This window comes from Bathymodiolus thermophilus thioautotrophic gill symbiont, from assembly GCF_003711265.1.
Taxonomy (GTDB): domain Bacteria; phylum Pseudomonadota; class Gammaproteobacteria; order PS1; family Pseudothioglobaceae; genus Thiodubiliella.
Genome location: NZ_CP024634.1, coordinates 2,692,147 through 2,706,615 on the forward strand (window position 1 = coordinate 2,692,147; position 14,469 = coordinate 2,706,615).

Annotated in this window: 17 protein-coding genes; 7 read left to right on the plus strand and 10 right to left on the minus strand. The window is 36.4% G+C overall.

Annotated features, from left to right (window positions below):
- Positions 1-50: 50 nt before the first annotated feature.
- Genes MS2017_RS10155 through MS2017_RS10165 form a run of 3 tightly spaced genes read left to right on the plus strand, consistent with a single transcriptional unit; the run spans position 51 to position 1,979 of the window.
- The gene (locus MS2017_RS10155; RefSeq protein WP_122952108.1) at positions 51-551 is read left to right on the plus strand and encodes an ImmA/IrrE family metallo-endopeptidase; all 501 of its coding nucleotides are present in this window, start codon (positions 51-53) and stop codon (positions 549-551) included.
- Entirely contained in the window at positions 541-825 is a 285-nt protein-coding gene (locus MS2017_RS10160; RefSeq protein WP_122952109.1) for a hypothetical protein, read from the plus strand. Before MS2017_RS10155 ends, MS2017_RS10160 begins: the two co-directional genes overlap by 11 nt.
- Entirely contained in the window at positions 819-1,979 is a 1,161-nt protein-coding gene (locus MS2017_RS10165; protein WP_122952110.1) for a hypothetical protein, read from the plus strand. The genes MS2017_RS10160 and MS2017_RS10165 overlap by 7 nt, the downstream gene beginning before the upstream one ends.
- Before the next feature lie 237 nt (positions 1,980-2,216).
- On the opposite strand, the gene tpx is transcribed toward MS2017_RS10165, so the two are convergent.
- From tpx to lptC, 10 genes are all read right to left on the minus strand, one after another.
- Complete coding sequence (gene tpx, locus MS2017_RS10170; RefSeq protein WP_084032346.1) at positions 2,217-2,804, minus strand: thiol peroxidase; 588 nt, start codon at positions 2,802-2,804, stop codon at positions 2,217-2,219.
- 527 nt (positions 2,805-3,331) lie between these two features.
- A complete protein-coding gene (locus MS2017_RS10175; protein WP_071564817.1) occupies positions 3,332-3,676 on the minus strand; it encodes a hypothetical protein in 345 nt (114 codons plus the stop codon).
- A gap of 21 nt (positions 3,677-3,697) precedes the next feature.
- The gene (locus tag MS2017_RS10180; protein WP_122952111.1) at positions 3,698-4,213 is read right to left on the minus strand and encodes an FKBP-type peptidyl-prolyl cis-trans isomerase; all 516 of its coding nucleotides are present in this window, start codon (positions 4,211-4,213) and stop codon (positions 3,698-3,700) included.
- A 2-nt stretch (positions 4,214-4,215) separates the two neighbouring features.
- Positions 4,216-4,572 carry a hypothetical protein gene (locus tag MS2017_RS10185; protein WP_071565145.1) on the minus strand — a complete coding sequence of 119 codons (357 nt, stop codon included), beginning with the start codon at positions 4,570-4,572 and terminating at the stop codon, positions 4,216-4,218.
- 167 nt (positions 4,573-4,739) lie between these two features.
- Entirely contained in the window at positions 4,740-6,647 is a 1,908-nt protein-coding gene (aprA, locus tag MS2017_RS10190; protein ID WP_071565143.1) for an adenylyl-sulfate reductase subunit alpha, read from the minus strand.
- On the minus strand, positions 6,647-7,126 hold the full coding sequence (gene aprB / locus MS2017_RS10195; protein WP_071565142.1) for an adenylyl-sulfate reductase subunit beta: 480 nt from the start codon (positions 7,124-7,126) through the stop codon (positions 6,647-6,649). The genes aprA and aprB overlap by 1 nt, the downstream gene beginning before the upstream one ends.
- 34 nt (positions 7,127-7,160) lie before the next feature.
- Positions 7,161-7,925, minus strand: coding sequence for an adenylyl-sulfate reductase (locus MS2017_RS10200; RefSeq protein WP_071565144.1), 765 nt, complete (start codon positions 7,923-7,925; stop codon positions 7,161-7,163).
- A 187-nt stretch (positions 7,926-8,112) separates the two neighbouring features.
- Positions 8,113-9,321: a sulfate adenylyltransferase gene (gene sat, locus MS2017_RS10205; RefSeq protein WP_122952112.1), complete on the minus strand. Its 1,209-nt coding sequence runs from the start codon at positions 9,319-9,321 to the stop codon at positions 8,113-8,115.
- Positions 9,322-9,430: 109 nt separating this feature from the next.
- On the minus strand, positions 9,431-9,910 hold the full coding sequence (gene lptA / locus MS2017_RS10210; protein WP_122952113.1) for a lipopolysaccharide transport periplasmic protein LptA: 480 nt from the start codon (positions 9,908-9,910) through the stop codon (positions 9,431-9,433).
- Positions 9,903-10,883: an LPS export ABC transporter periplasmic protein LptC gene (gene lptC / locus MS2017_RS10215; protein WP_338134306.1), complete on the minus strand. Its 981-nt coding sequence runs from the start codon at positions 10,881-10,883 to the stop codon at positions 9,903-9,905. The genes lptA and lptC overlap by 8 nt, the downstream gene beginning before the upstream one ends.
- Here lptC and thiE point away from each other — a divergent pair.
- The 4 genes from thiE (at position 10,827) to MS2017_RS10240 (ending at position 14,367) form a co-directional block, all read left to right on the plus strand.
- The gene (thiE, locus tag MS2017_RS10220; protein WP_071565138.1) at positions 10,827-11,417 is read left to right on the plus strand and encodes a thiamine phosphate synthase; all 591 of its coding nucleotides are present in this window, start codon (positions 10,827-10,829) and stop codon (positions 11,415-11,417) included. The genes lptC and thiE overlap by 57 nt on opposite strands.
- Before the next feature lie 246 nt (positions 11,418-11,663).
- Positions 11,664-12,452 carry a hypothetical protein gene (locus MS2017_RS10230; protein ID WP_122952115.1) on the plus strand — a complete coding sequence of 263 codons (789 nt, stop codon included), beginning with the start codon at positions 11,664-11,666 and terminating at the stop codon, positions 12,450-12,452.
- A gap of 500 nt (positions 12,453-12,952) precedes the next feature.
- Positions 12,953-14,179 (plus strand): DNA adenine methylase, encoded by a 1,227-nt coding sequence (locus MS2017_RS10235; RefSeq protein ID WP_122952116.1) that lies wholly within the window; start codon positions 12,953-12,955, stop codon positions 14,177-14,179.
- Positions 14,152-14,367, plus strand: coding sequence for a hypothetical protein (locus tag MS2017_RS10240; protein ID WP_122952117.1), 216 nt, complete (start codon positions 14,152-14,154; stop codon positions 14,365-14,367). Before MS2017_RS10235 ends, MS2017_RS10240 begins: the two co-directional genes overlap by 28 nt.
- Positions 14,368-14,469: the final 102 nt, after the last annotated feature.

Consider the following 14,469-nt stretch of genomic DNA (forward strand, 5'->3'; position numbering starts at 1 on the left):
TATAGGGTGTATAATTTTTTTAATATACATTTAATTTTTTAGAAAATATTATGACAACGCACCAGCAATTATTTGATTCAGTCATTAAAAACTACAATGGGCAATATCCAACGCCTGTAGCTCAAATTGCTGCTGAACTTGGTATTACTGTTGCAAGCAATAATTTCAATGACCAAGATAAATACGGTGAACTTAGTAAGAGCGAAGCAGGGAAATATGCCATCACTTATAATTCAGAATCAGATGCTTTGAGACAACGACACACAATTGCTCATGAAATTGGACATTTTGTATTGCATGAAGAATACTTTAAAGACCATAACGCCATTACAGATATGAAGCTTCATTTTCGAAATGGTGGCTACACAGAATCAGATCTTATTCAAGAAGAACAGGCGAACAATTTTGCAATTGAACTTTTAGTGCCGAAAAATTCTGTATTCACAATGTTAGTAGAAGGAAAATCTATTGAAGAAATTGCAGATATTTTTGTTGTTACTGAATCCACTGTTAATTTAAGTATCGGCTGGGAGGTTGGCCTTGAATGGTAAGAACAAATCTATTGATGATGAGTTAGTTACAGCAGCTAAAAGAAACAAAGAAGCGGGTATGCATGATAATGCTAACGAAGTTGGCAAAGCCTTTAAAAACATCAAAATATGGAGCGCATATATTGGTGTTGGGATAGTAGTATTATGCATTGTCCTTATATTAATACATTATATCGCTAAATTAAACGATCCAGCCGTTAATGCAATGGGATTTTCTCTCATTGGTGCCATTGTTGGTGCTTTAATTAGCCATTTACTAACTAAAAAATTATGATTGGTCCAAGAGAAATTAGTGTCCCTTTTCGCCCCATCCCACTGGATGTGCCTGAAGGAATGAAACCGAATGAGTTTTTTAACTCACCTGAGAATTTGGCAGATTTGTCCAATAACAACGGCTTGCTAGTCAATGACGAAGATTTGTTATTCTATAGAAAGGCGCTAGGACATTCAAATGAATTTGATTGCTCTATTATTTACAACACCTCGCAAAAGATTTTAAACCCACTTGGTAGGCCAGTTAGGCGCACACAGGTGCCTGATAATGTGAAGAATGTTTGGAATCGAATGAACCAAATTATCATCAGTTTTATGCTGGAGCAATATCCAAATCCAGAGACCCATTTGGTGTTAGCAGGTGAAGCCTCATTGGATTCTACTTGGCCGATTACTTCCCCTGGTGTACCGAGTATTAGGATGTTGCACAACCACTTTATTGTATTTGACAAACAACAGCTTAAAGAGGCAAAGATAACAGACACTAGTAATCCGAATTTAACCGACGGTGGACAGCACTCTTTATTTGCTGCTTATATGCAAGAAGTTTATGTGGAGTTTTTATCGTCATTAGATTTAAAAATACTTAAACCAATGTCTGGCGAATCCTCCAGTCTTGCCCTTACGGGCTATCCACAAGGGCTAACACGCTGGGAAATACAAGGTGGTATTGACAGTTTAAAGAGCATTGATTTTTGGCATGAATACGATCAAATCCTCAAAGGCTTCTTAGATTTTTATCGTACTTTTTTTGCGCAAGTGTCTAGTCGAAATTCAGGAGTGCCAAAAAATGCTTATTTCCCACAAGAAATTGAAAAAATACTCTTGTTTAACAATGGATTTTTATCTGCCGCTAAGAAAGTGCGTGACAAATGTCTTAATGATGCCAAATATGCCTCTGATATTCGCTGGCAACCTGCATTCAAGCAACTTATCTACCGTGATGACCAAGGTAGATTAATTGTTACTATTTCGCAAAATTCTATCGGCAATGCAATTACCGAATTACTGGGCGTGGTAGTCAAACGCACACCAGATGCCGAAGGTTATGAGCAATCTGAACCTGCACTAATTGAAAAACTACTAAAAGTGCGCTCAAGGCTGATTGAAGCAGATTTAGGTTATGGTATCAAAACTAAATACTGGGATAAATAGCACTCCATATCGTTAATAACACTTGTTTACAGCTCAAATTTGACCTGTAAACAAAGGCGTCATACTTTCTACCTTAGAACATCAAATATTAATCGTAAAAACACCTATGCTATTTATTAATAACATAGGTGTTTTGACGATTAATATTAAAACAAAAGTGTTAAATTACTTATTACCTAAAACGGCATAATTTACAATCAACTCACCTTTGTTTTAAATTAGAGTTTGTGCAATAAACTATTTTATGTCTTTAAGTGCTGCAAGAATGTCTTTGTAATTTGGCTCTTTTTCTATATGTGCAACAACTTGCTTATAAGCAACCTTTCCTTTTGTATCCACTATATAAACAGTTCTAGCAAAGAATTTTTCTAAAAATTTAGGCGAAGCGATCACAGAACCGTATTTTTTCGCATTACTTGCACCTTTATAGTCTGAAAGTGTATTAACATTCTTCACATCGCTTGCCTTGCAAAATCTAGAAAATGCGAAAGGAGTGTCTTTGGAAATAATATTTATTTCAACATTGTCCATTTTGGCAACCTGCTTATTAAAATAAACGGTTTCTAATGCACAAGTATCTGTATCAATAGAAGGGACAAATGCAATAATCTGAACTTTATCTTTAGCACCACCAACAGTAACTTCCTTAAGGTCGTTTGACACGACTACAAATTTTGGTGCATCATCTCCAATTTTCAACCCTTGATTATTTGTAACAACTTTATGCTCCAAAAACATGGTATTCATGCCTTTGGAGTTATAACATCCAGTCACACTCAATGTTACTAATAACGCTAAAAATATTGATCTGCTTAATGATTTCATTTTTTCATCCTTTTTTAAAAAAATGTTATTGTACCCTATACTGAATTTCTAAAATTGATTCTAATATCATTTTAAAAAAAAAATAAAATACCTGCAATTGAGCAAATATTAACTGTAAAAATTTATGTTATTAGCATAAATATGGGTGATTAGCAAAATTCAATTTTTGCCCACTTGGTGATTTCCTTAAACTTTGTCCTAGCAGGACTAAGACTGGGTTTAAGATGAATGTGCATCAATGCTGACAACTGTAGAGATCCTGTATTAGGCATGGATGTTGAATAAGGGGCAAAATTTATAAATGAGTGAAAGTTGGTCTTTGGTTAATATTTATATCTAATACAGGGTCTCCTGTAGGATTTGTGCCTGATAAAACTTACTACCACACCATATTGCTTTACTTGATTCAGGTGTTTTAGGAAAAATCATTTGCTTGATTCTTATGCTGTTGCCACTGCTTTTCTTGTGCTTTATATTATAAGACCACTCTCTTGCGTCTAAGTTTTTTTTACACCAAAAAAAATTAATTATTCTTTATTAATTTCTACTTTCAAACCTTTGGTATTTTTTGAAAGGGAAAAGTCGGCTTGCGCCTTCATAATAGAATCAACACACTCATCTAAATCGGTATATTCATCTGTACCCGTATCAAAACGCTTGTCACGCATAAAGTAAAACATATTTTTATACTTGCCATCCGCTATTTTAAGCACCACAAAAGTGTAGTAACCATCTTCCCAAACAGCTGCTGGCTTTTCTTCGCCACCAACTTCAATATCGCCCATATGCACACCATGGTCTTTCTTTTGCCAACGACCATCAATATGTTTTTTAATGGTATCAATTTCAGATTGAGTAAAGTCTATTGCCATAATAATATTAAATACCTTAAATTAGTGAATTTTGCGAGCGTTTGGCATATCAAACGCTGGTGTATCTTCGATTGGGCCACCAGCGGCGGCCTCTTCATCAGTTGGCTCACGCACAGTAATAACTTGTAGAATGAAAACAACTTCTCTGCCACACATTGGATTATTGCCATCAACGGTCACTGAATTTTCATCAACACGAGTAACGATAAAATCTTTAGGCTCACCTGCTTTATTTTCCATGGTAACAGTCATACCGATTTTTCTATACGCCTTTGGCACATTGTCAATATGGTCAGTAAAAACCAATGACTCGTCTCTAGGGCCATAAATTTCATCACAATTAATGGGTAATTCAATAACATCACCTTGTTCTTGACCCACCAATTCTGCTGTTACTTCAGGCGATAAAACTTCGCTAATCCCCTGTATGTAGCCGAGTGGAAACTCAACTTCAGACAATACATTCTTGGTTTTTTTATCAATGACTTTATAAATCAATTCAACAAATTTACCGTCTTCAATGACCATTTTACTCATTGCTAAAAAATAGTAGCGCCGAAGATTTTAATGTCATTATCTTCGTTATAACCCAACACCAAACGGCCAAGATACTCATTGCCCGCCATATTTTTATTGGTCTGCTTATACAACACAGTAACATGTTCGCCACGGCGAATCATACCCAAATACTCGGGGTCTTTTTCCAAACCCTTGGTCAACTTACTACGAGCAAATTGTTTACCCATTTCAATTTCATTGGCACCACGAAGCATTTCTTCAGAAAAGTTTCGAGTAAATGCGCCATAATTCTTATTGTTAGAGTATTTAACCAAATCATTCCAAAATGGGTTGGCAACTGCCAATATTTCTTCATCTGTTTTTTCAATAATATTCATTTTTTTTATTCTTAGCCAAATTATTTTTTTGAGACCACTATATGCACTGAGCATTCACTCAATGCATATAAAGGTCTCTTTAAACAAAATAAAAAACCAACATAAGAATGTTGGTTTTTTATCGTTTCCAACAAAAACTCGTTAAAAGCCTTTGTTAAGCAAGATTCCTACTTCTCGTTATCATCCACTAAGTGATACAATGGTTGTTTCTCCATCTTGTATTCACCAGTAGTGCGATTGCGCTGTGAAGTTGTCAAAACATGCCAATTTTCATCGTCAAGTTTCATCTTATCACCACGATAGTAGTAACCAGGCCAGCGAGTTTCCTCACGGAACAAAGTGTGCTGAACGACACACTCAGAAGTACGATGACGGTGCTTAAGCTCCCATGCGCGTAACAACTGGTGAATGTCTTCTGCACCTACTTTTTCTAAATCTTCTTCTAAAATCTTCAACTTATGAAGACCCATATTTAGAAGTTTGTCATTGGTCATATACTGAACCGTTACACCACCAGCATACTCATCCATCAACTTTTGCAAACGCTGTAAACCAGGCATTGGCAAAATGTAACTTGGGGATACTGTGCCACCAACGATTTCATTACGACCTACTGTGTAAGTTTCTAAAGGCTTATAAATTTCAGTCTTGCGATCATCAATTTGTTTTTGTGAAATGCTAATGCCTTCTGCTTTACCATCATCAATATATTTACAAGCAGCCTTTGCAGATAAACGACCTTCAGTAAATGAACCTGAAGAGAATGCATGTGGTGTACCACCAACAGCATCGCCTGCACCGAATAAACCATTAACAGTCATCATGCGGTTATAGCCCCAGAAGTACTCAGGAATATTACCTGAAATGTCCTCAGGACCTGAACACCATGCGCCACAACCTGTAGCGTGTGAACCCATAACATACGGCTCAGAAGTTGTTAATTCAGGGTTGATGTACTTAGGATCAATGTCTGTTGCAGCCCATAATACTGCTTGACCAACTGTCATACCTAGGAAGTTTTCCCACCCGACTTCTTCTAAATGAGGGTCTTGGAATGCTTCTACAGTTACCATGTGAATTGGACCACGACCTGCAGCAACTTCTGAGATAAAGGCATGGTTACGCAAACAAGTTGGAATTGGCTTGTGAGAGAAATGTTGATTTTCAGTATCAAGATACGCCTTACCTACTCTTTCTGCTAACTCTGGGAACCATTTTGACTCATACTCGTCGCCATAAGCATTTTGAGTATAAGTTTTAAGGTGTAAGAAGTAAGCGCCAACTGGGCCATAACCGTCTTTGAATCGAGCCAAAACGATACGGTTTTCCATTTGCGTCATCTTCGCACCTGCTTCAATTAATAATGCATAAGCAGAACCTGAAGACCATGGCGCATACCATACACGACCTGCACCTTCACCTACTGAACGCGGTTTAAAGATGTTAGACGCACCACCAGCACCAACAACAACTGTCTTAGATTTAAAGACATGATAATTACCTGTACGCACATTAAAACCAACGGCACCTGCAACACGATTATCTTGTGCATCGTCCATTAATAGGTGTGTAACCATAATACGGTTAAAAGTCTTATCAGCATTCACTTTAGCAGCTTCAGCAACGATAGGCTTGTAAGATTCACCGTGAATCATAATTTGCCAACGGCCTTCACGCATATAAGCACCTTTACCAAGTTCGCCCTCTGGTAAGTCTGCTCTCTTAGGATCTTTCATTAATGGCAGACCCCATTCTTCAAACTTATGTACTGCAGAGTCAACATGGCGCGCCATATCAAATGCTAAATCTTCACGAACCATACCCATTAAGTCCATACGCGCATAACGCACATGATCCTCAGGATTGTTTTCGCCCCAACGAGTACCCATATAACAGTTAATCGCATATAGACCTTGAGCAACCGCACCACTTCGGTCAATATTTGCTTTTTCAGCAATAATAACCTTCTTGTTACGACCCCAATATCTTGCTTCATAAGCGGCACCTGTGCCACCTAAACCTGCACCAACAACTAAAATGTCAATGTTATCTTCAATAATTGTCTTGTAGCTCATTAGTAGTACACTCCTTCTTTAAGTTCCAAACCGTTAGACTTTAATGTATGCAAGCCACCATCGTCTAAACGAATTGACTCAGGCTCAAACGCTAGCAACTCTGAGTTACGCATTTCAGCACTAGGCTCTGCTTCATTTCTGAAATCAGGGATTGCTGAACCCCATGGCTTAGTAGTGATTGGTGATAAGAAATTCTTCTCACGACCATCTCTAAATTTAATTTTCCATGCAATTGTGCCTTTTTCTTCATCACGAATTACACGAACACTGTGACCTAATGGTGCAAAGTCTGCGTAGCCACGAACATCAATTGCTTGATGTGGGCATGCTTTTACGCATGAGTAGCATTCCCAGCACATGTTAGGTTCAATATTTAAAGCACGACGATATTTTTTATCGATATGCATAATGTCAGATGGGCAGATATCTACACAATGTCCACAACCATCACAACGGGTCATATATACAAAAGTTGGCATATTATTTTCCTCTTTTTTAAGTTAGTTTATAAAATTAGTAATGGTTTGGCGTTTCACGCTTAATACCAAGACCCATATCCATCGGTGCATCAACTAACAGCTCCATGGAATGTCTTTTTTGTTGCTCAGGCTCATCTCTAGTAAGAGTCGGCAAGTTTTCAGCTGAACCGTCTGCTTTGGTAATACGCTTATCATAAGCAGCAAATGGCTTGAAGAACATGTGTGAAAACTTAGACCAGTAAACGCCGCCGAACAAAGAAGCAGTTGCAAGAATTACCAATGCAAACTCCCAACCCATTGCGTTGCCATTAAAAGACCAAATTAATGCACTCACAGAAGTTGCCATTAATGACAAACTAAATGCATCTCTTCTTAGGTCAATATTAAACGGTGAGTTACCCTCAGCAGCAACATCGACTTTGAAACAGAACCAAAACCAAAAACTACCTACAAACAACATAATCGCACCAATGTGCCATATTAGCGTCAAAGTTGCATTACCGCCACTTTCGCCAAATATCATTGCTGCTGTTGAAGCGTTGAATAAAATAAAACCATACATTGTTAACAAATGAACCAGTCGACGCACAGGATTGTTAAACTCACCTGCTGAAACAACATCAGTTGCAATCGTTGCTACTGCAATACCAACTTTGTCGCCAGCGGTCAATTCTTTTGTTGCATTTTTCTTGGCTTTACTTGCATTTTCAAAGAAGTACTTAGCGCTTTTCTTATGCAACATATCCATTACTGTCATAACAATAACAAGTGCAACCATTATGATGGCATAAGTTTGCATATCAGTATATGTGATATTTGTTGTCGCTTCTAATAAAGCGATTGGTGTATTAGTGATCATAGTTTTATTCCTCCTATAGGTAGTTAATCACATTAAAAAAATTATCAGGCTTTTCAAAAGCCGATAATTATATACTAGTTAGCAGAAGTCTCAACATGATTATGTTGAGGCCTCTGCTAGCTGGTATTTATTTGGCTGAGTGTCCACTCAACTTAATTTCTACTTTGTCTTCTTCTTTAATGGTGGCATAATAAGCCTGCAAAACTTTGGCCACTTCTGGGCGTGAAAACTCTTCAGGTAAATCTTCACCATCTGAAAGCATCTTGCGCACTTTAGTGCCTGACAATAAAACACGGTCTTTTGCTTCGTGCGGACAAGTCTTCATTGAAGACATGCCACCACATTCATGACACCAGAAAGTCCAGTCAATTTTAAGGGGTTGTGTAATGAGTGCATCATCTGCAATTTCATCAAAGATATTGTGTGCATCAAATGGGCCATAATAATCATCAACACCCGCATGGTCACGACCAACAATTAAGTGTGAGCAACCATAATTTTGTCTAAACAATGCGTGCAATAACGCCTCTCTTGGACCTGCATAACGCATATCTAATGGGTAACCAGATTGTAGCACTGTGTTATCAACAAAGTAATTGTCAATCAAAGTTGAAATCGCTTCTGAACGCACATCAGCAGGAATATCGCCTGCTTTAAGTCCGCCCAATACTGAATGAATCATAACGCCATCACAAATCTCTACAGCAATTTTTGCTAAATATTCATGAGAACGGTGCATTGGGTTGCGTGTTTGAAAAGCGGCGATGGTTTTCCAACCTTTTTCATCAAAATAAGCACGCGTCTCAGCAGGTGTCATATACAAACTACCAAACTTCTCAGGAAAGCCACCATCAGACAAGACTTTAATTGGGCCAGCAAGATTGTACTTACCTTGTGCCTTTACCATTACCACACCGGGGTGTGCATCTTCAGTGGTTTTAAATACCGTTTCACATTCGTGGTCTTTGTCAATGCTGTATTTTTCGGTTACGGTCATTGTTGCTAAAACTTCGCCAGATTTTCCGCTGGTAATGGCAATTTCATCACCTGCTTTTACTGCTTCATCATCGGTTGACAAAGTAACAGGAATTGGCCAAAACAAACCGTTTGTCATTGTCATATTATCACAAACGCCTTTCCAATCTGCTTCACCCATAAAGCCATCTAATGGGTTAAAACCGCCAATACCCAACATAACAATATCGCCTTCTTCTCTAGAAGAACAAGTAATTTTTTTCAATGATTCTGCTCTCGCTAACTCTGATGTTAAAGCATCACCTGATAATGCCAATGCATTTATTGTATCGCTACCATGTGGTGGGACTAATTTTGACATACCTCGTCCTATATTAAATTCAAAAGAAAGGATTATACCAATAGCGACTTTTGACGCTTTCTTTTATAGTAATACTTTTTTATACCTCCTAAGGGGTATATTAAAGGCATTATAACTTAATCTTAAATCTAACACGCCGAGTGCCGTCTTTAGACTTATTGGCAATAATCCTCTCTTCTTTAATATCGTAATCCAAAACACCGCCACTAAAAGACTCAAAACCTTGAGTTAAATGCGCCTCACCTTCAAGGCGCACCTGCTGTTTGTCAATAAAATAAACAATCTTCTGTGCCACCGCCTCTACAAAATTTGCCCGATTAGGTTGATTTTGTTGATAGTGTGCCAACTTCTTTTTAGTGCCTGTGGCAATGACCTTGGTAATAACTTGCTTTTTACTAAAAATTTGTATTTTTTCAGCACTAACAGCCAACGAGCCTTGTGTAATACTAGCGTTACCTGTGTAAGTACTAAGCCCCAAGCGTTCATCAATCACCACAGTATGTGCCTTCACATTCATTGGCGCCCTCTTCTCAGGCAATGCATGTGATGCAAAAGATAGCAACAGCATCATTAACAAAACGCTACTCATAACGCCCCACCACACCACCTGTTAGCTTTATTTTCTGTGCTTTAACATTGTAATGCATACCGATTGAATGAATGTCTAATGCCTTAGATTGATAATGCACTTTTTCCTTAGTGCTATAAATCTCATTGCCATTTGACTGGTCAATAGTCAAAGATTTGGTGTCAATACTTGCGCCTGATTTTTGCAAAATATGCACCTTACCAAGCAAAGTTGTCAGTCCTTTTTTCATATCTATGTCAATGCCTTGTGCATCAATTTTATTACCTGTCGCCAAATAAGTGGTCTTGTGTTTGGAATAATAATGTTTTTGCTGATTGGACTGGTCAATAAACAAATCTTGGGTAAATATCCTCTGCCCACCTTCTTGTTTGATGCGATTTTTGCCCTTTAACTGCATCTTATCTTCTGCCACTTTGATATGCACCCCTTCTGCTACTACTGTCGTTTTTTCATCAAAATAAATGACTTCTTGATGGCTAATCAAATCATGGGTTTTGGTATTTGCCAGCAATTCTTTGGCATTAATTTTATAAGCAACCCCTGTTTTGGAGCGAATATCCACCTCACCTGTGAATTTAACTTCGCCTGTGTCTAAATATTGAGCGCGTTTTGAAGTCATGGTATATATTTCTGCACCATTTTCATCATAAGTAATCACTTTTGGTGCTAACAATAAATCAGGGTCATTGTAAAAATTAAAGTATTGCTTGGCTTTAATAACATGCAAAATCCGTTGCTTTTCATCAAAATCCTGTAAGGCAAAATTATCAATTTTTTCGATATAATTAATACTTTGATTCGGCACCATAACCTTTGGTTTGTCTGCTGTAAATAACAATGAAGCCAGAAATATAAAAAGCCAAACAATGCCAACAAACACTATAATAAGAGTCATGACTAACAAATTGCGCCTTAAGTGGAAACTAATCATAATAAAAGAATAAGCGGCATTTACGCTATCACGCCAAACCATGCCTTAAACATTGACGCCATTGAAAAAGTTATTATTCAATACAATATCACCCTATTGCAATATCGACATAAAACGCTTGATGCGCAAACACGACGCAATGAAGCAACGCAATTGCAACAACTGTGCTTGAAACATCATACTTTATTTATCATCAATGATGACATTAACCTAGCAAAAAAAATAACCGCTGATGGCGTGCATTTGGGCAAAAATGACGCATCAATCCAACAAGCACGCACACAACTCGGCGCAAATGCTATCATTGGCGTGTCGTGCTATAACGATATTATTCTAGCAAAAAATGCACAAAATCAAGGCGCAGATTATGTGGCATTTGGCGCATTGTTTCCCTCACTTAGCAAGCCTGATGCCCCCCGATGCAGTTTGGATGTCGTTACCCAAGCACGGCAAATACTTGATCTTCCCATTGTTGGCATTGGTGGCATTGACTTTGACAATCAACAACAGGCATTAAATGCGGGCTGTAACGCTGTAGCAATGATTAATGCCTTGGATATGGAAACAAAAAAATAAAGGCATTGAGACCTTTACATAAATATGGATGATTAGCAAAATTCAATTTTTATCCACTTGGTAATTTTCTTAAATCTTGTCCTAGCAGGGCTAAGGCTGGGTTTAAAAAATTACCAAGTGGGTGAAACAAGGATTCTTGATGGTTATTCATATTTATGCAAAGGTCTCTAATAATTGATATTTTTTTAATTGTTTTTTGTTGTACAATGAGAACAAATTTACCAACAATTAAGGACAGCAAAAAAAATGTTAAAAATATTACTAGCAAGTCTTCTTTTCATCGCCTCCCAAGTACAAGCAGAAATGACACTTAAACATGGGTTTTATCTCAGTAGTTCCGTTGGCAGTCTAAAGGCAGATATTTCTGGAAAACATCAGGATTTCTCGGGTGGACTAACTGAAAATCCAACAAATAAAAATGCCACAGTCCATGATGGCAAAATATCTAACGCCCGTTCTTTTGGTTATAATTTGAGATATGTGCCAAAAGTTGGTTTTGGCTATGAAGTGGGGCTTTACTTTACTAAAATTAAAATGCCAACCCAAGATGCAGCATTAATGAATGATGATAATGGCGGTTACATTCAAATTCCTAAATTTGAGGAAGGGAACCCTTATCCTGTAGGTCTAAAAGATGCTGTCGTAGACTCCCCTTCATCTTACATGTCCACCACCGATCTGTATTTAGGTGGTTTGTATAATTTTAAAGTTATTGACAAAGTCATGCCTGATACAATTTTTGATAAAATAATGCCTTATGTTGGACTGGGTTATGCCAAAGTTAAAGGTGATTGGTACAAGTCTCACTACGACAAAAGCATTCCCAATGATCCAGCGTATGGAACCAAAGGAAAAACCTCAATTGATGGTCATTACCTCAGCGCCAAAGCAGGTATAAATTTCAACGAAAATTACAATGTAGAAATAGAACACGCCAAACATAAATTCCATGCTGATGCCTTTAGAAGTTTCAATATTAATGGCTCAGATGCTGAGTTTTCTCGCACTTCCATTAATTTTATTTATACTTTCTGATTGGTAATAATTTTTGACAAAAAAAGGTGGCTTTACTGCCTTTTTTTACGACTAAACCCAAGGAGTAAAAAGGCATATTCTTTATTTGAAAGACCCCTGCATTAGACATAAATATCGCCCTTATGTAGCAAAATAAACCATTAAAAGCCCTAAAATAACTACTTTAAATATAATTACACTATGAACTTTTTATAGGAGCGATTATGTCAAAACACCCTTTATACAATACATTAGGAGTTCAAAAAAATCTCATGTTCCAGTAGGTAAATATGGTATCTTTGTTCACAGGTTAATTGTGTATATTTTTACATGTTTCACTCCTTCTTCTTGTCGGATTAAAGAGTGGTTAATATACCCTTTGACCAACTAATTGAGTATTGCACTTATGATGTGAATTCAAGAAAGTTAGAAATACTGCTTTTGATTTAAATAGTATTGATATTGCAAAATGACATATTTTAAAAAAATATACTATTGTTTCACAGAAATAAGGACAAAACATGACAGCACTCATACAGCCAAAAACAATTAAAGAAACAAGATTGCCTCCCATTTTAAAATGGGCTGGTGGCAAAGAACAAGAGCTTAAATATATTCACCCTGCAATGCCTAAAAAAATCAATAACTACCATGAGCCTTTTGTTGGTGGGGGTGCTGTATATTTTTCACTTCAAGCAAAAGAGATGTTTATCAATGATAAATCTCACGAGTTAATACACCTTTACAAAGCTATTAAAAAGCAAGATGAAGATTTTTTTAGTGTTGTAAATGAAATTCTCCATAATTGGGAATTACTTGAAAAAATTGTAGAAAAAAACAAAAATATTTTTATTGAAACATATCTTAATTTTTCACAAAAAAAAATGTCAGAACAAGAGGTAGATAATTGGTTGTCATCTTTTGTATTGCTACATTCACAAGAATTTAACGGGATGTTTAGCACCTCTTTTAATGTTAATATTGATAACTTTCTAAAAGAAATAAAAAAGAATTTTAAAAGTAAAATAAAGAGAATGAAAAAAATCGAAAAGGAGAGAGGGAAACTCCCTGAAAAAGATATTTTAGACAATATGGAGGCATCATTAAAAAGTGCTTTTTATATGCACTTTAGACATCTGTATAACAATATAGAGCAATATAACATCTCTCATAGTTTTGTGGTTGCTATATTTTTCTTTATAAGAAACTATGCTTATAGTGGTATGTTTAGATATAACAAAAGTGGTGGATTTAATGTGCCATATGGTGGCATAGGTTACAACAGAAAGAACTTAGCTAAAAAAGTGAATTACCTTCAATCAGAAGAACTTGTAATGCACTTGCAAAAGACAATTATTGATAACTTGGATTTTGAAGATTTTTTCAAAAAAAACAAACCAAAAAAAGATGATTTTATTTTTTTAGACCCACCTTACGATAGCGAGTTTAGTACCTATGCTAAGAATAAGTTTACACAAGAAGATCAAAAAAGATTAGCTTCTTATCTTGTGAACAAGTGTAAGGCCAATTGGATGATGGTGATTAAAAATACTGATTTTATTTATTCACTTTACAACCATGATGGAATTTATATGAGTTCTTTTGATAAAAAATATCTTGTTAGTTTTCAAAACCGTAATAATAAGAATGCAAAGCATTTAATAATAACAAACTATAAAATCCGATATAATGGTTTTTTATTCAAAATAAAGGATTATAAATGCCAAGAATATCGGAATCTGATTTAATAATACCTGCCCTAAATGCAATGAATGCGTCTCCAAATGGAACAATATCTACTACAGACTTAATTGCTGAACTGACCACTTCAATGAACCCAACAGGTGAAGATTTAGACATATTGAAAAATAGAAATGATACTAAGTTTAGTCAAAAAGTCAAAAAGTCAGAAATCTTAAATCGCATAATGCCATGATAGGATTGGCTAGATATACTCATGCTACCGCACAAGGTGAAAGTGGTACTTTTACAATAACCACTAATGGTCAAACCCATTTGGCAGATAATTAGGAAAATT

What these genes read in the sequence shown, in the direction of transcription:
- MS2017_RS10155 (WP_122952108.1), top strand. Translation starts at nt 51, where the DNA reads ATGACAACGCACCAGCAATTATTTGATTCAGTCATTAAAAACTACAAT.
- tpx (WP_084032346.1), bottom strand. Translation starts at nt 2,804, where the DNA reads ATGAAATCATTAAGCAGATCAATATTTTTAGCGTTATTAGTAACATTG.
- MS2017_RS10175 (WP_071564817.1), bottom strand. Translation starts at nt 3,676, where the DNA reads ATGGCAATAGACTTTACTCAATCTGAAATTGATACCATTAAAAAACAT.
- MS2017_RS10180 (WP_122952111.1), bottom strand. Translation starts at nt 4,213, where the DNA reads ATGAGTAAAATGGTCATTGAAGACGGTAAATTTGTTGAATTGATTTAT.
- MS2017_RS10185 (WP_071565145.1), bottom strand. Translation starts at nt 4,572, where the DNA reads ATGAATATTATTGAAAAAACAGATGAAGAAATATTGGCAGTTGCCAAC.
- aprA (WP_071565143.1), bottom strand. Translation starts at nt 6,647, where the DNA reads ATGAGCTACAAGACAATTATTGAAGATAACATTGACATTTTAGTTGTT.
- aprB (WP_071565142.1), bottom strand. Translation starts at nt 7,126, where the DNA reads ATGCCAACTTTTGTATATATGACCCGTTGTGATGGTTGTGGACATTGT.
- MS2017_RS10200 (WP_071565144.1), bottom strand. Translation starts at nt 7,925, where the DNA reads ATGCAAACTTATGCCATCATAATGGTTGCACTTGTTATTGTTATGACA.
- sat (WP_122952112.1), bottom strand. Translation starts at nt 9,321, where the DNA reads ATGTCAAAATTAGTCCCACCACATGGTAGCGATACAATAAATGCATTG.
- lptA (WP_122952113.1), bottom strand. Translation starts at nt 9,910, where the DNA reads ATGAGTAGCGTTTTGTTAATGATGCTGTTGCTATCTTTTGCATCACAT.
- lptC (WP_338134306.1), bottom strand. Translation starts at nt 10,883, where the DNA reads ATGGTTTGGCGTGATAGCGTAAATGCCGCTTATTCTTTTATTATGATT.
- MS2017_RS10230 (WP_122952115.1), top strand. Translation starts at nt 11,664, where the DNA reads ATGTTAAAAATATTACTAGCAAGTCTTCTTTTCATCGCCTCCCAAGTA.
- MS2017_RS10235 (WP_122952116.1), top strand. Translation starts at nt 12,953, where the DNA reads ATGACAGCACTCATACAGCCAAAAACAATTAAAGAAACAAGATTGCCT.
- MS2017_RS10240 (WP_122952117.1), top strand. Translation starts at nt 14,152, where the DNA reads ATGCCAAGAATATCGGAATCTGATTTAATAATACCTGCCCTAAATGCA.